Genomic DNA, 22322 nt, shown 5'->3' with positions numbered 1-22322 from the left:
GCCGAAGGCTGCGATCTTTTGATTTTGCTTTTTTGGAAGGTCTGGAGCCGCCGAGAAGCAGGATCAAAAGATCGCAGCCTTCGGCAGCTCCTACAGGGGAACGCTTAGCGGTTGAGCAATTCCAGGCGCTGACGAATCGACGCTTCGATCCCGGCCTCATCCAGCCCGCACTCGGCCAGCATCTGCGCAGGTTTGGCGTGCTCGACGTAGATATCCGGCAAGCCCAGGTGCAGCATCGACTTGAGGATATTCTCGCGGGCGAGAAACTCACTGACCGCGCCACCGGCGCCGCCCATGATCGCGTTCTCTTCAATCGTCACCAGCAACTCGTGGCTGCCGGCAATTTCGCGCACCAAGGCTTCATCCAGCGGTTTGACGAAACGCATGTCGACCACCGTGGCATCGAGCGTCTCGGCGACTTTCAGCGCTTCGGCCAATTGCACGCCAAACACCAGCAGGGCGACTTTGCTGCCCTGACGACGGACGATGCCCTTGCCGATTTCGATCGGCTCGAGATCCTTCTCGATGGTTGCATTCGGGCCGCTGCCGCGCGGGTAACGCACCGCCGCCGGGCCGTTGTAGAGGTGGCCGGTGGTGAGCATTTTGCGCAGTTCGTTTTCATCGCTCGGGGTCATGATGACCATGCCCGGAATGCAGCGCAGGTACGACAGGTCGAAGCTGCCGGCGTGGGTCGGGCCGTCTTCGCCGACCAGACCGGCACGGTCGATGGCGAACAGCACGTCAAGGTTCTGCACCGCGACGTCATGCACCAACTGGTCGTAACCACGCTGCAGGAACGTCGAGTAGATTGCCACCACCGGTTTCGCGCCTTCGCAGGCCATGCCGGCGGCGAACGTCACCGCGTGTTGCTCGGCAATCGCCACGTCGAAGTAGCGCAGCGGGAAGCGTTCGCTGAACGCCACCAGGTCCGAGCCTTCCTTCATTGCCGGGGTGATCCCGACCAGGCGCGGATCCGCTGCGGCCATGTCGCACAGCCACTCGCCAAACACTGCCGAATATTTCGGCCCGCTGGCAGGCTTCGGCGCAGCGGCTGGAGCGTCCAGGGGGTCAAGTTTGGTGATGGCGTGGTAACCGATAGGGTCGACTTCCGCCGGGGCGAAGCCTTTGCCCTTTTTGGTGACGATGTGCAGGAACTGCGGGCCTTTGAGGTCACGCATGTTGCGCAGCGTGGCGATCAGGGTCGGCAGGTCGTGGCCGTCGATCGGGCCGATGTAGTTCCAGCCCAGCTCTTCGAACAGGGTGCCGGGGACCAGCATGCCTTTGGCGTATTCTTCGGTGCGACGGGCGATTTCCCACGCGCCGGGCAGGCGCGACAGGACCTTTTTGCTGCCTTCACGCATGCTCGCGTAAGTGCGGCTGGAAAGGATCTTCGCCAGATAATTCGACAGACCGCCGACGTTGCGCGAGATCGACATGTCGTTGTCGTTGAGGATCACCAGCATGTTGGCGTTCACTTCCGGCGCGTGGTTCAGCGCCTCGAAGGCCATGCCGGCGGTCAACGCGCCATCACCGATCACGGCAATCGCCTTGCGATCACTGTTTTGCAGGCGGGCGGCAATCGCCATGCCCAGCGCAGCGCTGATCGAGGTGCTGGAGTGGCCGACGCCAAAGGTGTCGTACTCGCTCTCGGCGCGACGCGGGAAGGCAGCGATGCCGTCCTTCTGGCGCAGTGATTCCATGCGCTCACGGCGACCGGTAAGGATCTTGTGCGGATACGCCTGATGACCAACGTCCCACACCAACCGGTCATCCGGCGTGTCGAAGACGTAATGCAGCGCGATGGTCAGCTCGATCACGCCCAGGCCGGCACCGAAATGCCCACCGGTCTGGCCGACCGTGTAGAGCAATTCCAGGCGCAACTCATCGGCCAGGGTTTCCAGCTCGGCTTCGCCTAACCGGCGCAGGCCGTCCGGCGTATTCGCGCGGTCGAGCAGGGGCGTGGTCGGGCGCTTGCGGGGAATCTCATGAAACGTCGTGGGCATCAGGCGAATCGTTATAGGTATAGAAGATGCGGCAGTTTACCTGATGCATCGCCCCCTGCCCACGCGTTGGTCTTTTTTGGCGGATTCGCCGTCAGCTGCGACGCTCGACGATGTACCGGGCCAGCTCGCGCAAGGGCTCGGCTGCCGCGTCAAACGGTCGCAGGGCGTGCAGGGCTTGATCGCGCAGTTCCAGCGCGTAGGCTTTTGCCGCATCGAGACCGAGCAGGGCCGGGTAGGTCGGCTTGTCCCGGGCAATGTCGGCGCCCTGGCGTTTGCCGAGGGTTGCGGTATCGCTTTCGACGTCGAGGATGTCGTCCTGCACCTGAAAAGCCAGGCCGATGGCCTGTGCATAAGTCTGCAAGGCGCGCAGTTCGTCCGGCTCGGCACGGCCGCTGGCCAAGGCGCCGAGTTTGACGCTGACTTCGATCAGCGCGCCGGTCTTGTGCCGGTGCATCTGTTCGAGGGCTTTTTGATCGAGCTTGAGGCCGACCGAACCCAGGTCGATGGCTTGGCCGCCAACCATGCCTGCCGGGCCCGCAGCCTGCGCAAGCGCGGTGACCATTTGCAGGCGGATATCGCTGCTGCAATCGCTCAGGCGCGGATCGAGCAGGGCGCTGAACGCCAGGCTCTGCAAACCGTCACCGGCAAGAATCGCGCAGGCTTCATCGAATTTTTTGTGAGTAGTCGGCTGACCACGACGCAAATCGTCGTCGTCCATCGCCGGCAAATCGTCGTGCACCAGCGAATAAGCGTGGATCAACTCGACCGCGCAAGCGGCGCCGTTGGCTTGCTCAGCCTTGCCGCCGAGCGCTTCGCACGCCGCATAGGCGAGCAGCGGACGCACGCGTTTGCCGCCGTTCATCACGCTGTAGCGCATGGCTTCGTAAAGCCGCGCCAGTTCCGGCAGCGGCGCATTGAACAGGGTTTCCAGCGCCGCGTTGACCCGGCCCTGGCTGGTCGCCGTGTACGCTGCAATCATTCTGGCTGTTCCGCGTCGAAGGGTTCCTCGGCGAGTTCGCCATCGCGCTCCAGCAGCACTTGCACCTTCTGCTCGGCTTGCGCCAGCGCTGCCTGGCAATCACGGGTCAGACCGATGCCCTGCTCGAAAGCGGTCAGCGAGTCTTCCAGCGACAATTCACCGTTCTCCAGACGCTCGACCAATGTTTGCAGGTCGGCGAGGGACTGTTCGAAATCCAGTGCAGCTTTTTTGCGGGCCATGGCGGCGATTTCCGGTTGACGTTAAACCGGCGCGACACTAGCAGATAGGGGGTGTGTGGGCAAATGAGCGGGGCGATGCCAGCGACAACGAGTGATCCCTGGTGCAGAACAAGGATCCCATCTGAATACAAGGATCTCCTGTGAGACCAAAGATCTCGTGTGAGAACAAAGATCCCTGTGGCGAGGGGATTTATCCCCGATGGGCTGCGTAGCAGCCCCAAACCTATATATGTGTATCTTCAGGTCTATCAGGTCAGCTCACATAGCGACTGCTACGCAGCCGATCGGGGATAAATCCCCTCGCCACAGGATTTGTGGTGATTCAGGCATATTCGGCTCATTTTGTGAGCCGAATAACCGTTCTATTCCGCTCACATCCCTCAAAAGGCACGTTTCCTACAGCTATCGCACCTGTATCCGATTGTTAAAAAACTGCCAAATGGCTAATCTTCGCGCCTTCTACGACCCGATAGTCACGGGTCTTTCAGACGAAACGCAGTTTCACCGCTGTGAAGTACCGAGGATCGGGTGCAAGGTTTCGTTCAGGCATGGCAGGAGGCATCACATGCGTTCATTTCTTTTGCTGCTGATCGGGTTGGCCTGCGCGCCCGCGCTGCTGGCCGCGCCGAGTGCCGAGTTGTCGGAACCGGTGGGCGGCTGGCGCTATCACGGTTTGCTCGACCGCACGGAAAACCCGCAAGTCGCCTATCCGACGCCGCCGATCGATCGCGGCATCCAGCGTAATCGCACGATGATCCAGGGCCAACTCAAGGCCATCGGACACATGCGCCCGCCGCACAGCCTCGCCGTGAATGGCAATCCATTGAATCTGTACACCGACGACCAAGGGCGTTTCGCCCGGCCGTATGCGTTCGGCGCTGGTTCCAACAGCGTCGAGGTGATCAGCGCCGAAGGCCAGTCGCTCAAGCGTGTGCAATTTTATGAAGCAAACAATTTGCGCACGCCGGCGCGAATTCGTCTTGTCTTGGGATGGGACGATCCAAAAGCCGAACTCGATCTGCACATTGTCACGCCCGACGGTCAGCATGCGTTCTGGGCACGGCCGGCGCTGAGCAATGGCGGCGGTCTGGACCCGGATGGCGTCGATGGCCCCGGCCCGGAAATGTTCACCATGACCGCGCCGCTGCATGGCACCTATCTGGTTTACGTCAACTATTGGGGCAACTTCGGCAACGGCGGCTATAACTTCGATGAGACCAGCAACCAGAACGAGGTGATCACCTCGCAAATCACGCTGGTGCTCAACGAAAACACCGTCGACGAAAAACGCGAAACGTTCATCGTGCCCCTGCGGGCGATCGGTGATCTGCTGCTGGTCAAGACTTTCAACTATTAAGCATTCCGCCACGGATGAAATCCTGAGCTTTGGGAAATGAGCGAGAAGATGAGCGATAACACTGTGACTTCGGCTGTCGAAACGCCAGCGACCAAACCTTCGCGACGCTGGCCGTTGCTGCTGGCCGGGTTGTGCCTGGTGGCCGGCGTGGCGGGTGGTTTTGGCTGGCTGCTGCTCAAGCCCAAGGCGCCGCCGGCGGAGCTGGCGAGTGACAAGCTCGGCCTGAGTCGTCCGGATGCCTTGCTGGAAACCCGCTCGTTGAGCCAGTTGCCCAAGGACCTGCTGACGGTGCCGTTCCTCAAGGCCACGCTCACCGAAGATTTCGTCTTCTATTACGAAACCCACGCCGACCGCCTCGGGCTGATCGGCAGCCTGCGCCGGATCATCTACGAGCACGACCTGAAGTTGCAGGACAGCCTGATCGAGCAGCTTTTCGATCAGCCGGCTGACGTCGCGCTGTGGCGTGGCGCGGATGGTCGCTTGAAGGATTTCCTGTTGGTGATGGATCGCGGCGGTCTGGCGAAACTGCTCGAACCGCTGGCGAAAGTCGCACTGGATGACACGCAGCTCAGTCAGATGGGCGAACTGAAAGTCGGCGGCGATAGCGTGCCGCTGTACCAACTGACCTACAACGCCAACAAAGCCCTGTTGTTCGCCTCCCACGGCGACAAGTTGGTGGTGCTGTCCAACCCGGCCAAGTATTACGACCCGGAAAGCGGCGCCTCCGAAGAGTCGGGCCACGTTTCACCACAAGCGCTGGCGGCGTTGCTCAATGGCGAAAAACTGTTCCCTGAGGCGTTCGGTCTGCCGGCGAAAACCCCGGAAACCAAACAGCGTCTGTCGGTGAATTCCAGCGTCCTCGCCATGGGTTATCAGCGCTTCATCCCGAATTTCGCCGGGCTGCGGTTCGACATGGACGACAAGGGCTGGCACAGCTACCTCGCCATGGACGAACTGGAAAACCAACCCGACTTCGACTTCAAACCGGTGTGGCAAGCGATGCCGCTGGGCGCCAGTGCCTGCGTGACCCTGCCGGTCGCCGCCGAGCCGCAAAAACCGCTGCTGGTGAAACTCGGCGCTGAAGACGCGGTGGCGCAGACCCTCACCGACCACGTGGCCGGCGCGGCAGGCCTGTGCTGGTACGCCGATTCGCGTTTGTACACGCCGCTGTTGGTCGCCAGTCTGAAAGACGAGGACAGCAGCAAACTCGATGGCGACCTCGGCAAGCTGTTCGGTTCGATGGTCGGTGCGTTCGAGTCCAACGTCGAAGAAAACGTCTTCCCTGTGGTCGAGAAACAAGAAGGCCAGAACCACGTCTGGCAGCGTCAGGTCAGCTCCAACTTCGGCCCGTATGCGGCGAAGACTGCGGAGAACCCGGACGCGATTTCCGGCAAGGCGTTCATGAAAGTAAGCCTGGCCCGTCATGGTTCGACGCTGCTGTTTTCCCTCGACGACAAACTCGTCGACAAAGCCCTTGGTACCCTCGACAAGCGCTTCCCGCCAATGGCCGACGTGCTGCCCAAAGATGTGCTGATGCCAATCTACTTCGGCCCGGATTCGATGGCGCAACTGATGCAGCAGGAAACCCTCGACAGCCTGCCGCAGGACATGGAACCGGTGTTCTACAACGCCGCGCAAACCTACCTGATCCCGAAACTGCGCACCCTCGGCGGCTACGGCAAATATGCCCTGACCCTGCCTGAAGGCAGCGAGCCTGACGGCCACTGGCAATGGCTGCCGCTGGAATGGAAAGCGCTGTGACCGCACTGATCCGCAGCCTCGGCCTGCTCGCGCTGTTACTCAGCGCGGGCGCCCGAGCCGTTGAAGCACCTGCACTGGATCCGGCGCAATCCCAGGTGTTTCGCGCCTGGTTCGTGCGCATCGCCCAGGAGCAATTGAGCCAGGGGCCGAGCCCGCGCTGGTATCAGCAGGACTGCGCCGGGCTGGTGCGTTTTGCCGCCAACGAAGCACTGAAAGTCCATGACGACAAATGGCTGCGCAGCAATGGCCTGTCCAATCGTTATCTGCCGCCGGAACTGGCGCTCAGCGACGAGCAGCGCAAGCTCGCCCAGCAATGGCAGCAGGGCGGCGGCAAGGTTGGGCCGTACGTCAACGCGATCAAACTGATTCAGTTCAACAGCCATCTGGTCAGCCGCGACGTGTCGCAGGCGCGGCCCGGTGACTTGATGTTTTTCGATCAGGGCGACGACCAGCACCTGATGATCTGGATGGGCCGCTACATCGCCTATCACACCGGCACCACCACCCCGACTGACAACGGCATGCGTTCGGCAAGCCTGCAGCAACTCATGACATGGAAGGACACCCGATGGATACCCGACGCAGCCAACCCCAACTTCATCGGCGTCTATCGACTGAACTTTCTCTCCCAATGACCGGTGCCCGCATGTTGCGACTCTGCTCCCGAATTCCTTTGCTGCTGGCGCTGTTGCTGCCACTGGCCAGCGTCAACGCCGAAGATTCGGTCGAGCCGAGCGGCTACACGCCGGTCTCCGGTGAAAGCTTTTTCCTGCTGGCCGATAGCAGCTTTGCTGCCGACGAACAGGCGATGGTGCGCCTCGAAGCGCCGGGTCGTGATTACCGTCGTTTCCGCATGGAACCGTATGGCGGCGCCGACATTCGTGTGTATCGCATCGACAAGCCGCTGGATTTCCTCAAGCGCCAGAAGAACCTGCATCGTGTGGTCAGCGACGGCCAGTTCAAGGGCGAAGGCCTGTCCAACACCCTCGCGTACCTATGGGATAACTGGTACCGCAAATCCCGTCGGGTGATGCAGCGCGCGTTCTCTTATGAATCGCGCAAGCAGGTCACCGAAGAAGTGCCGGAACTGAAGATGGGCAATGCCATCGCCGCACCGACACCGTACGACGCGCAGCCGCAATTTGCGTTGATTCCGGGCCTGCCGGTAGTCAGCCAGTTCCGCTATCCGCTGTGGCAGGCCAAGCCGATTCAGCCGCCGGAAGGGGTTAATCTGGCGGGTTCATCCAGTGATTTCGTCAGCGTTGCACCGGGCAACGTTTACATCCCGTTGGGCAACCTGAAACCCGGTCTGTATCTGGTCGAAGCGCTGATCGGCAAGTACCGCGCGACCACCATGGTGTTCGTTTCCAACACGGTGGCAGTGAGCAAAATTGCCGGCGATGAATTGCTGGTCTGGGCTGCGCGCAAACACGAAGGCAGTTCGGTGCCGAAGGTCAATGTGCTGTGGACCGATGGCCTCGGCGTGATGAGCAGCGGCGCCACCGATACCGATGGTTTGCTGCGCCTGAAACACGTCAGCCCGGAGCGTTCGTTCGTGATCGGCGAGGATGAAGAGGGCGGCGTCTTCGTCTCGGAAAACTTCTATTACGACAGCGAAATCTACGACACCAAACTGTATGCCTTCACCGACCGGCCGCTGTATCGCCCGGGTGATTGGGTGTCGTTGAAGATCGTTGGCCGCGAGTTCAAGAATGCGCGGGATTCAGTGTTGCCGGGGGCGGCGGACGTCAACGTCAGCGTGCTGGATGCTACGGGTACCGAGTTGCAGCACCTCGATTTGAAACTTGATTCGAAGGCCGGTACTCAGGGCCGCTTCCAGTTGCCGGACAACGCTGTGGCGGGCGGTTACGAGATTCGTTTCAACTACAAGGATCAGGCCTACAGCAGCGCGTTCCGAGTGGCGGAATACATCAAGCCGCACTTCGAGATTTCGCTGAATCTGGCCAAACAGGATTACCGCACCGGCGAGCCGGTCAAAGGCAGTCTGGTGTTGCTCTACCCGGACGGCAAACCGGTGGCCAACGCCAAACTGACCCTGAGCCTGCGTGCCCAGCAACTGTCGATGGTCGACAACGAATTGCAATACCTCGGGCAATTCCCGGTGGAGCTGACCAGCACCGAACTGACCACCGACAGCAAAGGCAACGCGACCCTCGATCTGCCGGCCGCCGACAAACCGAGCCGTTACATGCTCACCGTTTTTGCCAGCGATGGCGCGGCGTATCGGGTCAAGACCACCAAGGAAATCCTCATCGACCGCGGTGCCGCGAGCTTCCGCTTGAGCGCGCCGCAACGCTTCAGTGCGGTCGGCGACAAGGTTGCGTTCAGCTACGCCAACGAGGGCGGCACCGAGCAAAGCAAAGCAGTGACGCCGAGCACGTATGGCTGGGTGCGTCTGGAAGACCAGAGCACCGGCGAAGGCAAACTTGCCGCGAAGGATAAAGGCTTCAGCCTCGCTTTCGAGCGTCCGGGCACCTACAACCTGACCTTGAAAGATCAACACGGTCGCGTTCTCGGTGCTACCGGGCATGCGGTCACTGGCGATGGCGTCAAAGCGGTACCAGGTACCGTGGAAATCGTCCTCGACAAGCCTGAATACAAGGCCGGCGATGAAGCGCTGGCTTTGATCACGTTCCCGGAACCGGTCAGTGATGCATTGCTCTCGCTGGAGCGTGACAAGGTCGAAGCCACTGCGCTGCTGGCCAAGGGCGGCGACTGGCTGAAACTGGAAAAACTCAGCGACACCCAATACCGCGCGCGCATCCCGGTGAAGGATAACTTTGCGCCGAACCTGACCTTCTCCGTGCTCTACACCAAGGGCGGTCAGTACAGCTTCCAGAACGCCGGGATCAAAGTGGTCGCGCCGCAAATCGACGTAGCGATCAGTACTGACAAAGCGGTGTACCTGCCGGGCGACACGGTCACGGTTGACCTGACCACGCAGTTCGCCGGCAAAGCGGTTCCGGCGCATCTGACCGTTAGCGTCGTTGACGAGATGGTTTATGCGCTGCAACCGGAAGTCGCACCGACCATCGACCAGTTCTTCTATCACCCGCGCCGTAACAATGTGCGCACCAGCGCCAGCTTGTCGTTCATCAGTTACGACGTCGCGTTGCCGGGCAGCCCTGGCGCACCGGGCAAAGCCAACCGCAGCGAACGTGGGGTGAAAGTGCTGGAGCGTCCGCGTCGTGAAGACGTCGACACCGCCGCGTGGCAGCCGGAGTTGTTGACCGGTGTCGACGGCAAAACCCGCTTCACCTTCAAGATGCCGGACTCGCTGACCCGCTGGCGCATCACCGCCCGCGCCATCGCCGATGACGGTCAGGTCGGGCAGAAGAAACAGTTCGTCCGTTCGGAAAAACCGCTGTACCTGAAGTGGAGCGGCCCGAGCAAATTCCGCAAGGGCGATCAGCCGCAACTCGGTGTGTTCGCCTTCAGTCAGGCCGAAAAACCAGTCAAGGCTGAACTGGTCACTCACTATGCTGGCGCCGAACAACGCCTGCCGGTGACCCTCAACAACGGCATCAATTACCTGCCGCTGCCGGCGTTCGCCTTGGCTTCAGGCGAATGGACAGCGGAGTTGATGCAGGACGGCAAGACCGCCGACTCCCTCGCTGTGCGCCTGAGTGCGACCGGTGACGGCTGGCAAGTGACGCAGACGCAGAGCCTTGATGTCGCCAGTGGTGACACGCCGTTGAGTCTGCCGGCCGACGCCACGGATATTCGCCTGCGCCTGGATGACAGCCCGCAAGCGCTGTTCCGTTCGGCACTCGATGATCTGCTCAGCTATCCGTATGGCGGCGTCGAGCAGACGGCCAGCCGTTTACTGCCGTTGAGCATCGCTTATCCATCGCTGGCGTCGAGCCCGCAGATCCGCGATCGCTTGCGCCTGATCATGCAAAACAGCCGTCTGCGTCTGGTGCAAATGGCCGGGCCATCGGCGAGTTTCACCTGGTGGGGTTACGACGGTGAGCCGGATGCGTTCCTCACGGCCTATGCCTATTACGCCGACTTTAACGCCAGCCATGTGCTGGAACTGAGCTTGCCGCCGGAGCATTGGCAGCGCGTGCTGGAGGTTTACGCCAAGCAAGCGCCGAACACGCCGTTGCTGCAACGGGCGCTGATTCTGTCGTTTGCCAAGCAGATGCATCTGCCGGTGAACACGCTGCTCAGCGGTTTGATGGACGATCTGGCCAAGGCCGGTGAAGGCAATGTGCAGACGCTGATGGACGATGGCGAAGACAGTCTGGTGATGAGCGATCCGGATTCGGCGCTCGGTCTGGCGGCGGCGCGGGTGCTGACCTCAGCGCTGGCCACGCAGTCGAAAGTGGCCTTGCCGGATGCATTCAATCGTCAGGTGGGCGCTGCGCAACAGCGTCTGTCGGTCAGTTCGCAGCCGTTTGCCGAAGCCTTGAACCTGTCGTTGCAGCCGTTCGATCAAGCGCGTGCGCAAGCGCTGCTGCAACGTCTGCTGCCGCAACAATCGACCTTGGAACGCGCGCTGGCGCTGACCTGGCTGCAACGCAGCATCGCCCAGGCGTCACCGACCATTGCACTGACGCCGGGTGAAGGCTGGAAGAAAAACTACGGCGCCAGCGGCGAAATGTATTGGACTTGGCAAGGCGCGACGCCAGTGCCAAGTGTGTTGACTGTTTCTGGCACACAAGAGCGTCCGCTGCGCGCGGCGTTGAGCTTCCAGACTCAGCAACCGGCAGTCGATCCAATGGCCGTAACCATCACCCGTCGCTTGTCGCGACTGGTGCCGGGCGATGAAGCGTTCACCTTCAAACTGGAGCCGGTCGGGACCAAGCCGCTGTCCAGTGACAGCCTGTATCTGGACGAAGTGATCCTCACCAGTAAAGCGCCGAAACCACTGCGCTACGGCATGCTCGAAGTGCCGTTGCCGCCGGGCGCCGATGTCGAGCGCACGACGTGGGGCATCAAATTGCAGGGTAAGGATGGCACCGAACCGACCGCGCTGGAGAAGGCGCGTTTCGAACCGGGCCAACTGGCATACGCAGTGCCGGTCGATGCGTTGAGCGGCGAGTTGCGCCTGCGCCATCTGGTGCGTTTCTCGCAGAAGGGCCAGTTCAACCTGCCGCCGGTGCGCTTCACCCAGATTTACGCGCCGCAGCATCAGGCCCAGGAAGCGAAAGCCGCCCTCGGTCAGGTTACGGTCAACTGATATGAGCCGGCCGCTGCTGTGGCTGCTGATATGTGTGATGCCTGCGCTGGCGACGGCGCAGGACGAGCCGTTGCGCGTGGCCTTTAAGGGCGAGTTGTTATCGTTGAGTCAGACGCAACTGATCAAGCGTGAACCGTTGCCGTCGTCACTGGATACGCCGTTGGGCAGCCTGTGGAAGTTGTTTGTCTACGCGTGGCTGGTCGATACAGGTGCTCGGGAACCGGCGTATGAGTGTCGCGGGCAGTCCAGGGAAGAAGTCTATTGCTGCTCGGCGGGCGGCAAGATCGAGCGTGATCAGGCGCTGGTGAAATCCTGCGGCTTGTATTTCGAGCCTGCGCGATTGGGCATTGCGGCGGCGGATTGGCGGACGTATTGGCAGGCGCGGCAGGCGCCATCGTGGTTGCTGGATTTGCCGTCGGTGCAACCGGCGCAACGGGTTTCCGTGGTTGAACTGCTGAAGGTCTTGGCCACTTTGCCGGCGCAGGATCAGGCGCGTCGAGTGCTGCTCGACGTGGTGCTGAACGCAGCGGACGGCAATGTCGTCGGTGAACTGGGCGGGCGTCTGCGGGTGAAAACCTGGAGCTGGCTCGGCGACCAGGATGCGCAATCACGTCAGGGTGGATTCGCCGGCTGGACGGTCGATGGCTCGCCAGTCTGGGCAGGCGGTCGCGGCACCAGTCAGATGGTTTTGCGCCATTACGGGCAGGCGCTTGCGACCGTGCTGCCAGCGGCTTGGCCGGCAGAGGCGGGGCGTTGTGTTGAAGTCGGGTTGTTCTCGCGTTATCCGGTTACACGGGTTCTGACTGGCGAGCGGGTCATGCCTTCCGGCCCTTTGCGTGGCGATTATCGCGTCGAATTCGCCAACGGTAACGCGCTGGATATCCACAGCGACGGCGAACTGTTTCTGCTCAACGACAAACTCGTCGCAAGGCTTGATCGCGAAGAATACGTCGCCCGCGTGCTGGAACGTGAAGCCAGACCCGAACCTGCCGAAGCGGCCAAGGCGCTGGCCGTAGCGATCCGCACTTATCTGCTGCAAAACGCCACACGCAACGGCGATTGCCTGAGCATCGACGACAGCAGCACTCGCCAACGCGTCGCACCGCGCCCGGCCTCCGCTGAATCGCGCAACATCGCTGCATGGACGGCAGACCTGGTGTTGGCCGGCAGCACCGTCACCTATCACTCCGATCAACCCGGCCCGGACAAGCTCGCCTGGCAACAAGCCGTCGAGCAAGCCAATGCCGGTCAGCGCTATGACGCGATTCTGCTGCACGCCTACCCGCGCGCCAGTCTCAGCCGTTGGGACAACCCGGTCGCTTCCTGCGAAGCATTGCCCGCCGCGCAAGACTGGTTGCAAAAACAGCGTCGCGGCTGGCGCCCGAAGCTGGAAAGCGAAACCGGCTACAACGAAGTCAGCACATTCGCCGTGTGCAAACTGGCCTTCGGCCGTCCCTTCGTCGACCGCGAACGCCAACGTATTTACGTACGTGGCGTGCTGACCCTGCAGGATCGCCTCGACCTGACCCACGAATATCTGCACCTGGCCTTTGAAGCACACCCCAACGGCCAGGATGAAACCTACATCGAAGGGCTCGCCCGTCACCTTTTGCTGGAATAGACCATGACACTTCGTTATCCACAGGTCTTGCTGCTGCTCTGCACGTTGACCGCGTTATCGCCGGCGATGGCCGCCGACAGCGTCAAACTCGACACCCCGGTCGGCGGCTGGCGCAGCGGCGCACCTGAAGGCGAGGGCGAAAGCTTCCGCCAGACCGTCAACTACCCAGCCTCGTCGGTTAACACCCCGGTCGGCCAGGCCAACACCGCACGCATCCGCGGTGAAATCAAAGCCACACCAAAGAACAATGAGCCCGGGCGGCTGATCGTCAACGGCGTCAGCATGCCGCTGAAAATCGACGACAGCGGCCACTTTGATCGCCCGTTCTCCTTCCCCAACGGCAGCAACAGCGTCGAAGTGCGCAGCCCTGACGGCCAACAACGCCATCGCACGCAATTTCTCAACACCAGTGGCGGCGCCACCCCGGCCAAGCTGCGCGTGCTGCTGGCCTGGGACAGCGACGGCACCGACCTTGACCTGCACCTCGTCACCCCCGACGGCGCACACATCTGGTACGGCAACCGCACCGCCGCCAACGGCGCCGCGCTCGACGTCGACGTCACCACCGGCTACGGCCCGGAAATTTTCGCCATGCCCGCGCCGATCAAAGGCCAGTACCTGGTGTATGTGAACTACTTTGGGGGTGGCTATCGCGGGGATGACGAGGGTGGCGATGAACCGGTGCAGGCGCTGACCACCGCGCAGGTGACGGTGATTACAGAAGAGGGCACGCCGAACGAGAAAATGGAGACGTTTCTGATCCCGATGCGCGCGGTCGGCGAACTGACACTGGTGAAGTCGTTCAGTTATCCGTGAATCAATGGATCAGTCAGGAAAAACACCGCACAGCGCATTACCTTCGTAACCGTGAACGATCGGCCCCAGCACCATGAGTGGGCCACAGGCGTAGAGCGGGGATGGCACTGATTGTCGGGTGTTGAGCAGAACGGTCTCCCTCCCGAACTCGTCACTGCCGAAGGATTGCTCGGAGTACGAGTGGCAGACCGGCAGTTTCAACGGCACCGGAATCACCAGCGCCCAGACAGTGATTCCGCACCATTCGCGGGTGGGTGCCGATGTTGCTGTTCGGGTGATTTGTGGGGTGATTGAGCGGTAACTTTGCGCTCTGTAGGCGTCGGTTTTCAGTGTGACTTTTTCGGGCAGGGAGATGCCTGCTCCGACACACCCGATCAAGCAGAGGCACAGGGTTGTTGCGGCAACGGATTTCAGCTGTGAGTTCAGCGTGCGGGGAATCAATGTCTAACTTCCTTGTGGAGCGTTTCTCGGATATACAGCCCGGCCAACTGCGTCGGACGGCTACTTCAAAAGGGTTTTTACGCCAGCCCCAGATACAACGAGCGCAACGTCTGCACCCGGTTGCGTCCCTGATGCTTGGCGCCGTACAGCGCCTGATCCGCCTCCGACAGCAGGCGCGACAGGTCGTAACCCGATTCACGAGTGGTGACCACGCCGATACTGACGCTGAGCAGGCCTGGTTCCAGAATGGAGAGTCGGGCGAAGGAGTGACGGATTCGCTCGGCAATCTCCAGCGCAGTCGGCTCATCGCATGTATCGAGCAGGCAGGCAAACTCCTCGCCACCGATGCGCCCGAATACATCCTCTTTACGCACGCTTTCCGTCAGGACTTCGCTGAACGCGATCAACGCTTGATCGCCGACAGGATGGCCGTAGGTGTCGTTCAAACGCTTGAAGTGATCCAGATCGCAAAGGAGCAACGCCGCCGGTTCGGCCCGCTGCTGACAGCCGTCCAGCAAGTGACTGGCGTGCTGCATGAACGCGCGACGATTGCCGATGCCGGTCAACGGATCGCTGAATGCCGCGGCCTTGAGCTTGAGTTCGGCGCGTTCCTTGACCATCGCCAAGGTGATGTAGGCAATGCCGATGACATACAACATCGACTCGAACAGCATGAATGAGAAAAACGGCACGCCTTCGCCACTGCCCAGCAACGCCTTGGTCACCGGCAGCCCGTCATCAGTCGCGCTGCGCACCGCATAAAAAATCGTGTGCAAAACGGTCAGCACCAGCGCCGGCATGAACGCGACGTCCAGGCTGTGACGGTTGCGCCAGAGTTCCAATGTCGTCAGCACGCCATAACCGAATGCCAGGAGAGAGTAGATCAGTACTCGATTCGCCATCGAGTCGTAAAAGGCGGGTATCAGGCACAACAGCAGCCAGACCACAGAACCCGCCAAAATGCCCGGCAGATACGGTTTGCGACCGGTCAGCGTGCGCATGGCCGTCCAGTTCATCGCGGCGCTGAGCAACAGAACAATGTTGCCGAAGATGATCGGAACGAAATCCACCCCGCGATCCCGCCAACTCACCAGCACCACGCCCAGCGCGCCCAACAGCATCATGCTGCCAAGGTAGGCCAGCGGCGGCTCGCGGGTTTCGCGATACCAGGCGTGCAGCGTCAACAGCCCCATCAAAAAGAAGACGAAGACGGAAACGACCAGCAGGGTCGGGATATGCAGGGCCATTCCATGGATTCCCGTGAGGCTCAATACCGGAATCCGGCCGGGGTCGGGGATGCGGGTAAAAACAGAGGGGTTGGGTGTTGGGCAGGATTTAGCACTGAGGGGGTTAGGGTTGGCAAGTGTTGAGTCAAGCTCGCCAAGGTAAACGTGTTTTTTTGCAGGCATTAAAAAGCCGGCTTGTGGCCGGCTTCTCGGGGACTGGCTTGGCCTATTTTTGGTAAGCCTTGCCAGCCTTCAAAACGTACATCCGGATCTGCGTCCGGCTGTGGGACTTGGTCAGACGTTGGTCTGCCGCGTCGGGCGCTCTCTGAGCCGCGGGGCGGGTCGATGCGCAAATGTGGGGCGCAGGATACTGAGTTTTGCTGTGAATTCCCAGTCTGAAGTGCGGTTTAGAGCGACTGCTGCAGTAAAAATTGGGGATTTGTACTGTTTTTCAGGGCCTCATCGCGAGCAGGCTCACTCCTACAGGGGGAGGTGCTGGCCGTCAGATCAGAGGAACGGCACCACCGGCCGGCGTTTGCCCGCGGTCGACCACCAGAACACCCAGCCCAATATGTGAATCCTTTGCTCTTCAATCTGCGCCGGGCGGAATACTTCGTCCGGGTATTCGGCGTTGTTGTGGCTGCGCAGCCGTAAGCCGTTGCCGGGCATGCGGTGCAGGTATTTGATGCGCAGCATGCCGTCGTGTTCGATGGCGTAGATTTCGCCGTCGACGACTTGGGTCAGGCCACGGTCGATGGCGACGACGGAGCCGTCTTCGATGCGTTCGGCCATGCTGTTGCCGATCATGTGCGCGCAGATGGCGTCGGTGTGTCTGACTTCGAGTTGATCGAGGTGGTTGCGCAGCAGGCGGATGGATTGGTCCGGGTCCTGGATGACGTGGGTTTTGCCGGAGCCGTCGGTGAGCGGCGTTTCCTTGAAGAACAGCAGATTGATGTCGTTGGGATCGATGATGGTGTAGACGCCACGGATGGCGTGGGCGTCGAAGGTGTCGCCGTTGCTGGCAGGCGCGTTCAGGCTCGGCGACTCTTTATTGCCTTCGCCGGTTTTCAGCCATTCGCTGTTGACGGACAGCAGGCGTGAGACTTCTTCCATGCGATACGCCGGGACGCCCCGGGTGTACCAGTTGTGGACATTTTGGGCTTCCGTGCCCCAGAACTTTGCGAAACCCGTGGTCGAGATGTTCGCTGCTTCCAGGAGTGCCCTGAATCTTGGACCGCTAGTGTTCTTTCTCATAAACACGGAGTCTACGGCCGTGCCAGAGCGGTTTGAATAAACCGGGCGTTCAAAAACGGGCTGAATTTTGCGACGGGATGTAAGACGTTCTTGTGGGAAATTACACAGGTTAAAACTTTTCTGTAGTCCGTCGTAAACGCCTTGTTTAAGACGGCCTTTCCCGAGCATAAAAAACCCCGGATCGACCGGGGTTTTCTTCAAGCGGACTGCGGCTCAGGGCAATTAGCCCTTGTAGGCAGCAACCGACTTGGTGATCGCGTCGCGGGCGGCGTCAGCACCGGCCCAGCCTTCGATCTTGACCCATTTGCCTTTTTCGAGATCTTTGTAGTTCGCGAAGAAGTGCTCGATCTGCTGGATCAGCAGTGGCGGCAGGTCGGTGTATTCCTTCACGTCGACGTACAGCTGGGACAGCTTGTCGTGTGGCACTGCGATGACTTTGGCATCGCCGCCGCCGTCGTCGGTCATGTTCAGGATGCCAACTGGACGCGCGCGGATCACCGAGCCTGGCGCAACCGGGTAAGGGGTTACAACCAGCACGTCGAGGGGATCACCGTCGTCAGCCAGGGTGTTCGGGATGTAACCGTAGTTGGCCGGGTAGAACATTGGGGTGGCCATGAAACGGTCAACGAACAGGCAATCGCTGTCTTTGTCGATTTCGTATTTGATCGGCGCGTGGTTGGCCGGGATCTCGATCGCGACGTAGATGTCGTTCGGCAGGTCTTTGCCAGCCGGAATCTTGCTGTAGCTCATTGGGCGTTGCCCCCGTAGTTGACCAAAAACACTTGGCCGGATTGACCAAAAAGTGGCGGCGATTATAGGCATATTCCTACGCCGACGCCACGTACCAGAAGTCGTGCAGCGCTTAGTCGTGCGCCTGATAGACCGGGTCGCTGGCCTGAAGTTGCCGCAACCTGCCCAACGGGTCCTGACGGTAGAAAAGCTGCAGTTGCGCATAGACCTGTGGATAAGCCTCGTGCAGCAGATCCGGAGCGCTGAAGAAGTATTCGCTGGTGACCGCAAAGAATTCCGCCGGGTTTTCGGCGGCGTAAGGATCGATGGCCGTTTCGGCATCGGGGTTACGCTCAAGCTGGCCATCAAGATCGTCATAAGCGGCCTGCATGACCTCGGCCCAGTCGCTGACGCGCATGTCGGCGTGCAGCGGCGGCAGGCCGTTGGCGTCGCCGTTGAGCATGTCGAGCTTGTGCGCCAGTTCGTGGATCACCAGGTTGTAACCTTCCCAGCCACCACTGGCCATCACGCCCGGCCAGGCGAGGATGATCGGCCCTTGTTGCCAGGCCTCGCCACTGTGCTCGCCATCCCACTCATGTTCGACACCGCTGGCATCGCGGTGACGCTGCGGGCTGAGGAAGTCATCGGGGTAGAGGACGATTTCGTGGAAACCCTGATACCAGTTCAAATCGCCGAGGTTGAGCAGTGGCAATTGCGCCTGAGCGGCGAGCAACAGGCGTTGCTCCTGATGCAGCTCGACGCCGGGCAGGGCGGTCAGATGTTTTTCTTCGAGGAACAGCACGCACGCTTCGCGCAGCCATTGGTCTTGCGCGGCGGTGATGCCGTCAAGAAAGCTCAGGTGATCGCGCACCCGTTGCCACATATCGTCGGCAATCGGGTGCTTCGCCAGAATGCGCCGGCGTCGCCAGGCGCTCAGCGACCACATGGGCTTAGTGCGATTCGGCTTTGCTGCCGCTGAAACGGCTGCGAACCACGCCAAGGATCATCGGCACCAGCGACAGCAGGATGATCGCCACAACCAGCAACGACAGGTTTTTCTTGATGAACGGAACGTTGCCGAAGAAGTAGCCCAACGTCACCAGGCCGCCGACCCAGAGAATGGTGCCGAGCACGCTGAAACCAAAGAAGCGCGGGTACGGCATTCTTGCCACACCGGCGACGAACGGTGCAAAGGTACGAATGATCGGCAGGAAGCGCGCCAGAGTCACGGTCTTGCCACCGTGCTTGTCATAGAAATCGTGAGTCTTCTGCAGGTAATCGCGGCGGAAGATTTTCGAGTTCGGGTTGCTGAAGAGTTTTTCCCCGGCCGTTCGTCCGATCACGTAGTTGGTGCTGTCACCGAGTATCGCCGCGAGCATCAGCAGACCACCGAGTAGTACCGGGTCCATTCCGCCACCCGCCGCTACGGCGCCGGCGATGAACAACAGCGAATCACCCGGCAGGAACGGCATCACCACCAGTCCGGTTTCGCAGAAGATCACCAAAAACAGAATGGCGTAGATCCATGGCCCGTAGTTGGTTACCAGCATGTCGAGGTAAACATCGAGATGCAGGATAAGGTCGAGCGGGTTGAAATCCATGGAGGCACCTGTGTGTCGGCCCGACTCAGCGGGTCTGTGCGGGTGAATCGGGTGTAAGCCTACAGTGAGGTGTAGTTTTTCTTACAAGCCGGAAAGATCGCGATTATACGGTCTGAGAGTTGAAAAGCGTGTTGGTTTTGTAGCGAGGGATGTCGGGCGTGAATATTTGTCAGGGACACAGAAGGAATCGGTAAGGCGAAAAGATCGCAGCCTTCGACAGCTCCTACAGGCTGCGATCTTTTGGGCTCAGAGTTCGTCGCTGATCGGCAATACGTAGTTCTTGAACTCGGTGTCTTCCTTGAACCCGATGGATTCGTAGGTTTTCTGCGCGACTTCGTTGTTGCTGCTGGTGGAGACGCGCATGCGCACGGCCTGGGTTTCCTTGGCCATTTTCTTCGCGGTGCGGATCAGGTTGTCGGCGACCAGTTGGCGGCGGGCGTCTTCGGCGACATAGATGTCGTTGAGGATCCAGACGCGCTTGAGTGACAGCGAGGAGAAGCTCGGATAAAGCTGACAGAAACCCATCAGTTTCTTGTCGTCATCGTCGGCCAGGGCCAGATAGATCACAGACTCCTTGCGGCGCAGGCGTTTTTCGAGAAACGCGCGGGAGGAATCTGGGTAAGGCAGGGAACCGTAGAACTCGCGATATTTGACGAACAACGGAGTCAACAAATCCAGATGTTCGAGGGTCGCTTGAATAATCCGCATGATAGGTCTCGTCTTCAAGTGGCTGTCTTCAACTGCTCTGACGGCGATGGGAAACCCTGGCGGCCGTGCATCGATCCTGCCTGAAACCGGCGCAGAAACGCAATGCGGAAACGGTTCAGGTTGTGGGCGGATCGAGTAGGAAGTTTCCTTTTATATCCTTCCCTGTGTCCGACTCCAGTGTCTGCACCTGTGCTTCGTCCTTCAGATTGACCCCCGACAGCTGACGCCGACAGGCTTCGCGCATCAGGTACAACAAGCGATGCGCGGCCATGCCATAGCTCAAACCTTCCAGCCGCACATTGGAAATGCAGTTGCGATAGGCATCGGTCAGCCCGATCTTTGGATTGTAGGTGAAATATAAACCCAGACTGTCCGGTGAACTCAGGCCTGGACGCTCGCCGATCAGCATCACCAGCATTTTTGCACCGAGCAATTGGCCGATTTCATCGCCGACGGCAACGCGACCCTGTTCCACCAGCACGACGGGCGCGATCGACCAGTCATCGCCGCTCATCTGCTCCTCCAGGCGGGTGAGAAACGGCAACGTGTGGCGATGCACCGCCAGCGCCGATAAGCCATCCGCCACGACGATTGCCAGATCCACGCCACCCGGATGCGCGGTCGCATAGTCACGCAGGTTTTGCGCCGAGTCATCGCTCAGTTTGCGTCCCAGATCTGGGCGTTGCAGGTAGCTGTTTCGATCCACGGCGGCGCTGTGCAGCAGCAAACTCTCGCGCCCACGTTCACTCAGTTGCGCACTGAGCCCGGCATGATCGAAGGGCAGATGCACCGCATCGCGCGCCTGGGCGTGGGCAAACTGAAAGTCCAGTTGGGCGCTGGTTGGCAGGCTGGTGCCGGTGCGGCCGAGGGCGATCCGCGCCGGAGTCAGGCGGCGTAGCTCCAGCCATGGGTTTTGCGGATCCACGGGCGGTTTATCCATACGACTCATCCCAGTTGTGCCAGGGCTTGGCGGAAGGCCGGCGGCAGGTTGTTGCCAAAGCGAACCTTGCCATCCGCTTGCGTGAAGATGCCCATGTTGGCCAGCCATTGTTCGAACTCCGGTGCCGGTTTCAGCCCCAGGGTCTGCCGGGCGTAGAGCGCATCGTGGAACGAGGTGGTCTGGTAATTGAGCATGATGTCGTCGGAGCCGGGGATGCCCATGATGAAGTTGATCCCGGCGACACCCAAGAGGGTCAGCAGGGTGTCCATGTCGTCCTGATCGGCTTCGGCGTGGTTGGTGTAGCAGATGTCACAGCCCATCGGCACGCCGAGCAGCTTGCCGCAAAAGTGGTCTTCAAGGCCGGCACGGATAATCTGTTTGCCGTTGTAGAGGTACTCCGGGCCGATAAATCCGACGACGGTATTCACCAGAAACGGCTTGAAATGCCGCGCCACGGCGTAGGCTCGGGTTTCGCAGGTCTGTTGATCGACACCGTGATGAGCGTTGGCCGACAGGGCGCTGCCCTGACCGGTTTCGAAATACATCAGATTTTGCCCGAGGGTGCCGCGATTCAGGCTCAGGCCGGCGTCGTAACCTTCCTGCAAAACATTCAGGTTGATACCGAAACTGGCGTTGGCCGCCTCGGTGCCGGCAATCGACTGGAATACCAGATCCAGTGGCACGCCACGGTTGATCGCCTCGATGGAGGTGGTGACGTGGGTCAGCACGCAGGCCTGGGTCGGGATGTCGTAGCGCTGGATGATCGCGTCGAGCATCTCCAGCATCGCGCAGATCGAAGCGATGCTGTCGGTGGCCGGGTTGATGCCGATCATCGCGTCGCCATTGCCGTAGAGCAGGCCGTCGAGAATGCTCGCGGCGATGCCGGACGGTTCGTCAGTCGGGTGATTCGGTTGCAGGCGCGTCGACAGGCGCCCGCGCAGGCCGAGGGTGCCGCGGAACTTAGTGACGACGCGAATCTTCTGCGCCACCAGGACCAGATCCTGCACACGCATGATCTTCGACACGGCGGCGACCATTTCCGGGGTCAGGCCGGGGGCGAGATTGCGCAGGCTGGTTTCATCGGCGGCGTCGCTGAGCAGCCAGTCACGGAAGCCGCCGACGGTGAGGTGGCTGACCACGGCAAAGGCTTGTTTGTCGTGGGTGTCGATGATCAGTCGAGTGACTTCATCGGACTCGTAGGGGATCAGCGCTTCCTGCAGGAAGTGCGTGAGCGGGATGTCGGCCAGCGCCATTTGCGCAGCCACGCGCTCGCCGTCGTTGAGCGCAGCGACGCCGGCGAGAAAATCCCCGGAACGCGCGGGGCTGGCCTTGGCCATGACCTCTTTGAGGCTGTCGAAGCGATAGGTCTGGGCGCCGACGGAATGGGCGAATGCGGCCACAATATCCTCCTGTAAACGATAAACCCCCTGTAGGAGCTGCC

General features: G+C 60.6%; 18 protein-coding genes. 6 read left to right on the top strand and 12 right to left on the bottom strand.

Annotated elements, in window-relative coordinates:
* Nucleotides 1-104: 104 nt before the first annotated feature.
* The 3 genes from dxs to PMI37_RS13990 all read right to left on the bottom strand — a co-directional run bounded on the left by dxs (nt 105) and on the right by PMI37_RS13990 (nt 3221).
* Complete coding sequence (dxs, locus tag PMI37_RS14000) at nt 105-2003, bottom strand: 1-deoxy-D-xylulose-5-phosphate synthase (protein ID WP_008081831.1); 1899 nt, start codon at nt 2001-2003, stop codon at nt 105-107.
* A gap of 91 nt (nt 2004-2094) precedes the next feature.
* The gene (ispA, locus tag PMI37_RS13995; RefSeq protein WP_008081830.1) at nt 2095-2982 is read right to left on the bottom strand and encodes a (2E,6E)-farnesyl diphosphate synthase; all 888 of its coding nucleotides are present in this window, start codon (nt 2980-2982) and stop codon (nt 2095-2097) included.
* Complete coding sequence (locus PMI37_RS13990) at nt 2979-3221, bottom strand: exodeoxyribonuclease VII small subunit (protein ID WP_003228627.1); 243 nt, start codon at nt 3219-3221, stop codon at nt 2979-2981. The genes ispA and PMI37_RS13990 overlap by 4 nt, the downstream gene beginning before the upstream one ends.
* Before the next feature lie 565 nt (nt 3222-3786).
* On the opposite strand from PMI37_RS13990, the gene PMI37_RS13985 reads away from it, so the two are divergent.
* The 6 genes from PMI37_RS13985 to PMI37_RS13960 are packed head-to-tail and all read left to right on the top strand — an operon-like array spanning nt 3787 to nt 13982.
* Complete coding sequence (locus tag PMI37_RS13985) at nt 3787-4578, top strand: YfaP family protein (protein ID WP_008081828.1); 792 nt, start codon at nt 3787-3789, stop codon at nt 4576-4578.
* A 48-nt stretch (nt 4579-4626) separates the two neighbouring features.
* Nucleotides 4627-6339, top strand: a complete 1713-nt coding sequence (locus PMI37_RS13980) for a DUF2138 domain-containing protein (RefSeq protein WP_045123147.1) — start codon at nt 4627-4629, stop codon at nt 6337-6339.
* A complete protein-coding gene (locus PMI37_RS13975) occupies nt 6324-6974 on the top strand; it encodes a DUF1175 domain-containing protein (protein ID WP_008081825.1) in 651 nt (216 codons plus the stop codon). The genes PMI37_RS13980 and PMI37_RS13975 overlap by 16 nt, the downstream gene beginning before the upstream one ends.
* Nucleotides 6971-11545 carry an alpha-2-macroglobulin family protein gene (locus PMI37_RS13970; RefSeq protein WP_008081824.1) on the top strand — a complete coding sequence of 1525 codons (4575 nt, stop codon included), beginning with the start codon at nt 6971-6973 and terminating at the stop codon, nt 11543-11545. The genes PMI37_RS13975 and PMI37_RS13970 overlap by 4 nt, the downstream gene beginning before the upstream one ends.
* Nucleotide 11546: 1 nt before the next feature.
* Complete coding sequence (locus PMI37_RS13965; protein ID WP_008081818.1) at nt 11547-13166, top strand: DUF2300 domain-containing protein; 1620 nt, start codon at nt 11547-11549, stop codon at nt 13164-13166.
* Between the two features lie 3 nt (nt 13167-13169).
* Entirely contained in the window at nt 13170-13982 is an 813-nt protein-coding gene (locus PMI37_RS13960) for a YfaP family protein (protein WP_008081816.1), read from the top strand.
* A 9-nt stretch (nt 13983-13991) separates the two neighbouring features.
* Here PMI37_RS13960 and PMI37_RS31310 read toward each other — a convergent pair whose 3' ends face one another.
* The 9 genes from PMI37_RS31310 to PMI37_RS13920 form a co-directional block, all read right to left on the bottom strand.
* Nucleotides 13992-14423 carry a hypothetical protein gene (locus PMI37_RS31310; protein ID WP_008081806.1) on the bottom strand — a complete coding sequence of 144 codons (432 nt, stop codon included), beginning with the start codon at nt 14421-14423 and terminating at the stop codon, nt 13992-13994.
* A gap of 77 nt (nt 14424-14500) precedes the next feature.
* Nucleotides 14501-15670 (bottom strand): GGDEF domain-containing protein, encoded by a 1170-nt coding sequence (locus PMI37_RS13955; RefSeq protein WP_008081804.1) that lies wholly within the window; start codon nt 15668-15670, stop codon nt 14501-14503.
* 486 nt (nt 15671-16156) lie between these two features.
* On the bottom strand, nt 16157-16903 hold the full coding sequence (locus PMI37_RS13950; protein ID WP_045123146.1) for a S24 family peptidase: 747 nt from the start codon (nt 16901-16903) through the stop codon (nt 16157-16159).
* A gap of 222 nt (nt 16904-17125) precedes the next feature.
* Nucleotides 17126-17653, bottom strand: coding sequence for an inorganic diphosphatase (gene ppa / locus PMI37_RS13945; protein ID WP_008052339.1), 528 nt, complete (start codon nt 17651-17653; stop codon nt 17126-17128).
* 112 nt (nt 17654-17765) lie between these two features.
* Entirely contained in the window at nt 17766-18578 is an 813-nt protein-coding gene (locus PMI37_RS13940; protein ID WP_008081800.1) for a zinc-dependent peptidase, read from the bottom strand.
* Between the two features lie 4 nt (nt 18579-18582).
* Nucleotides 18583-19233 carry a DedA family protein gene (locus tag PMI37_RS13935; RefSeq protein WP_008081798.1) on the bottom strand — a complete coding sequence of 217 codons (651 nt, stop codon included), beginning with the start codon at nt 19231-19233 and terminating at the stop codon, nt 18583-18585.
* A 246-nt stretch (nt 19234-19479) separates the two neighbouring features.
* Complete coding sequence (locus tag PMI37_RS13930) at nt 19480-19941, bottom strand: GNAT family N-acetyltransferase (protein WP_003228592.1); 462 nt, start codon at nt 19939-19941, stop codon at nt 19480-19482.
* 115 nt (nt 19942-20056) lie between these two features.
* Nucleotides 20057-20890 carry an ethanolamine ammonia-lyase subunit EutC gene (gene eutC / locus PMI37_RS13925; protein WP_443216816.1) on the bottom strand — a complete coding sequence of 278 codons (834 nt, stop codon included), beginning with the start codon at nt 20888-20890 and terminating at the stop codon, nt 20057-20059.
* Nucleotides 20887-22281: an ethanolamine ammonia-lyase subunit EutB gene (locus PMI37_RS13920; RefSeq protein WP_045123145.1), complete on the bottom strand. Its 1395-nt coding sequence runs from the start codon at nt 22279-22281 to the stop codon at nt 20887-20889. Before PMI37_RS13920 ends, eutC begins: the two co-directional genes overlap by 4 nt.
* Between the last annotated feature and the right edge of the window lie 41 nt (nt 22282-22322).

It is taken from the genome of Pseudomonas sp. GM80 (assembly GCF_000282515.1).
GTDB lineage: Bacteria > Pseudomonadota > Gammaproteobacteria > Pseudomonadales > Pseudomonadaceae > Aquipseudomonas.
Note: the sequence above shows the minus strand (reverse complement) of the source record. Positions and strands in the feature narration are given on the sequence as shown.

Coding starts and splice junctions, on each gene's coding strand:
- PMI37_RS13940 (WP_008081800.1), bottom strand. CDS start 18,578: ATGTGGTCGCTGAGCGCCTGGCGACGCCGGCGCATTCTGGCGAAGCAC.
- ispA (WP_008081830.1), bottom strand. CDS start 2,982: ATGATTGCAGCGTACACGGCGACCAGCCAGGGCCGGGTCAACGCGGCG.
- PMI37_RS13985 (WP_008081828.1), top strand. CDS start 3,787: ATGCGTTCATTTCTTTTGCTGCTGATCGGGTTGGCCTGCGCGCCCGCG.
- PMI37_RS13935 (WP_008081798.1), bottom strand. CDS start 19,233: ATGGATTTCAACCCGCTCGACCTTATCCTGCATCTCGATGTTTACCTC.
- eutC (WP_443216816.1), bottom strand. CDS start 20,890: ATGAGTCGTATGGATAAACCGCCCGTGGATCCGCAAAACCCATGGCTG.
- PMI37_RS13975 (WP_008081825.1), top strand. CDS start 6,324: ATGGAAAGCGCTGTGACCGCACTGATCCGCAGCCTCGGCCTGCTCGCG.
- PMI37_RS13960 (WP_008081816.1), top strand. CDS start 13,170: ATGACACTTCGTTATCCACAGGTCTTGCTGCTGCTCTGCACGTTGACC.
- ppa (WP_008052339.1), bottom strand. CDS start 17,653: ATGAGCTACAGCAAGATTCCGGCTGGCAAAGACCTGCCGAACGACATC.
- PMI37_RS13970 (WP_008081824.1), top strand. CDS start 6,971: ATGACCGGTGCCCGCATGTTGCGACTCTGCTCCCGAATTCCTTTGCTG.
- PMI37_RS13950 (WP_045123146.1), bottom strand. CDS start 16,903: ATGAGAAAGAACACTAGCGGTCCAAGATTCAGGGCACTCCTGGAAGCA.
- PMI37_RS13980 (WP_045123147.1), top strand. CDS start 4,627: ATGAGCGATAACACTGTGACTTCGGCTGTCGAAACGCCAGCGACCAAA.
- PMI37_RS13930 (WP_003228592.1), bottom strand. CDS start 19,941: ATGCGGATTATTCAAGCGACCCTCGAACATCTGGATTTGTTGACTCCG.
- PMI37_RS13990 (WP_003228627.1), bottom strand. CDS start 3,221: ATGGCCCGCAAAAAAGCTGCACTGGATTTCGAACAGTCCCTCGCCGAC.
- PMI37_RS13965 (WP_008081818.1), top strand. CDS start 11,547: ATGAGCCGGCCGCTGCTGTGGCTGCTGATATGTGTGATGCCTGCGCTG.
- dxs (WP_008081831.1), bottom strand. CDS start 2,003: ATGCCCACGACGTTTCATGAGATTCCCCGCAAGCGCCCGACCACGCCC.
- PMI37_RS13955 (WP_008081804.1), bottom strand. CDS start 15,670: ATGGCCCTGCATATCCCGACCCTGCTGGTCGTTTCCGTCTTCGTCTTC.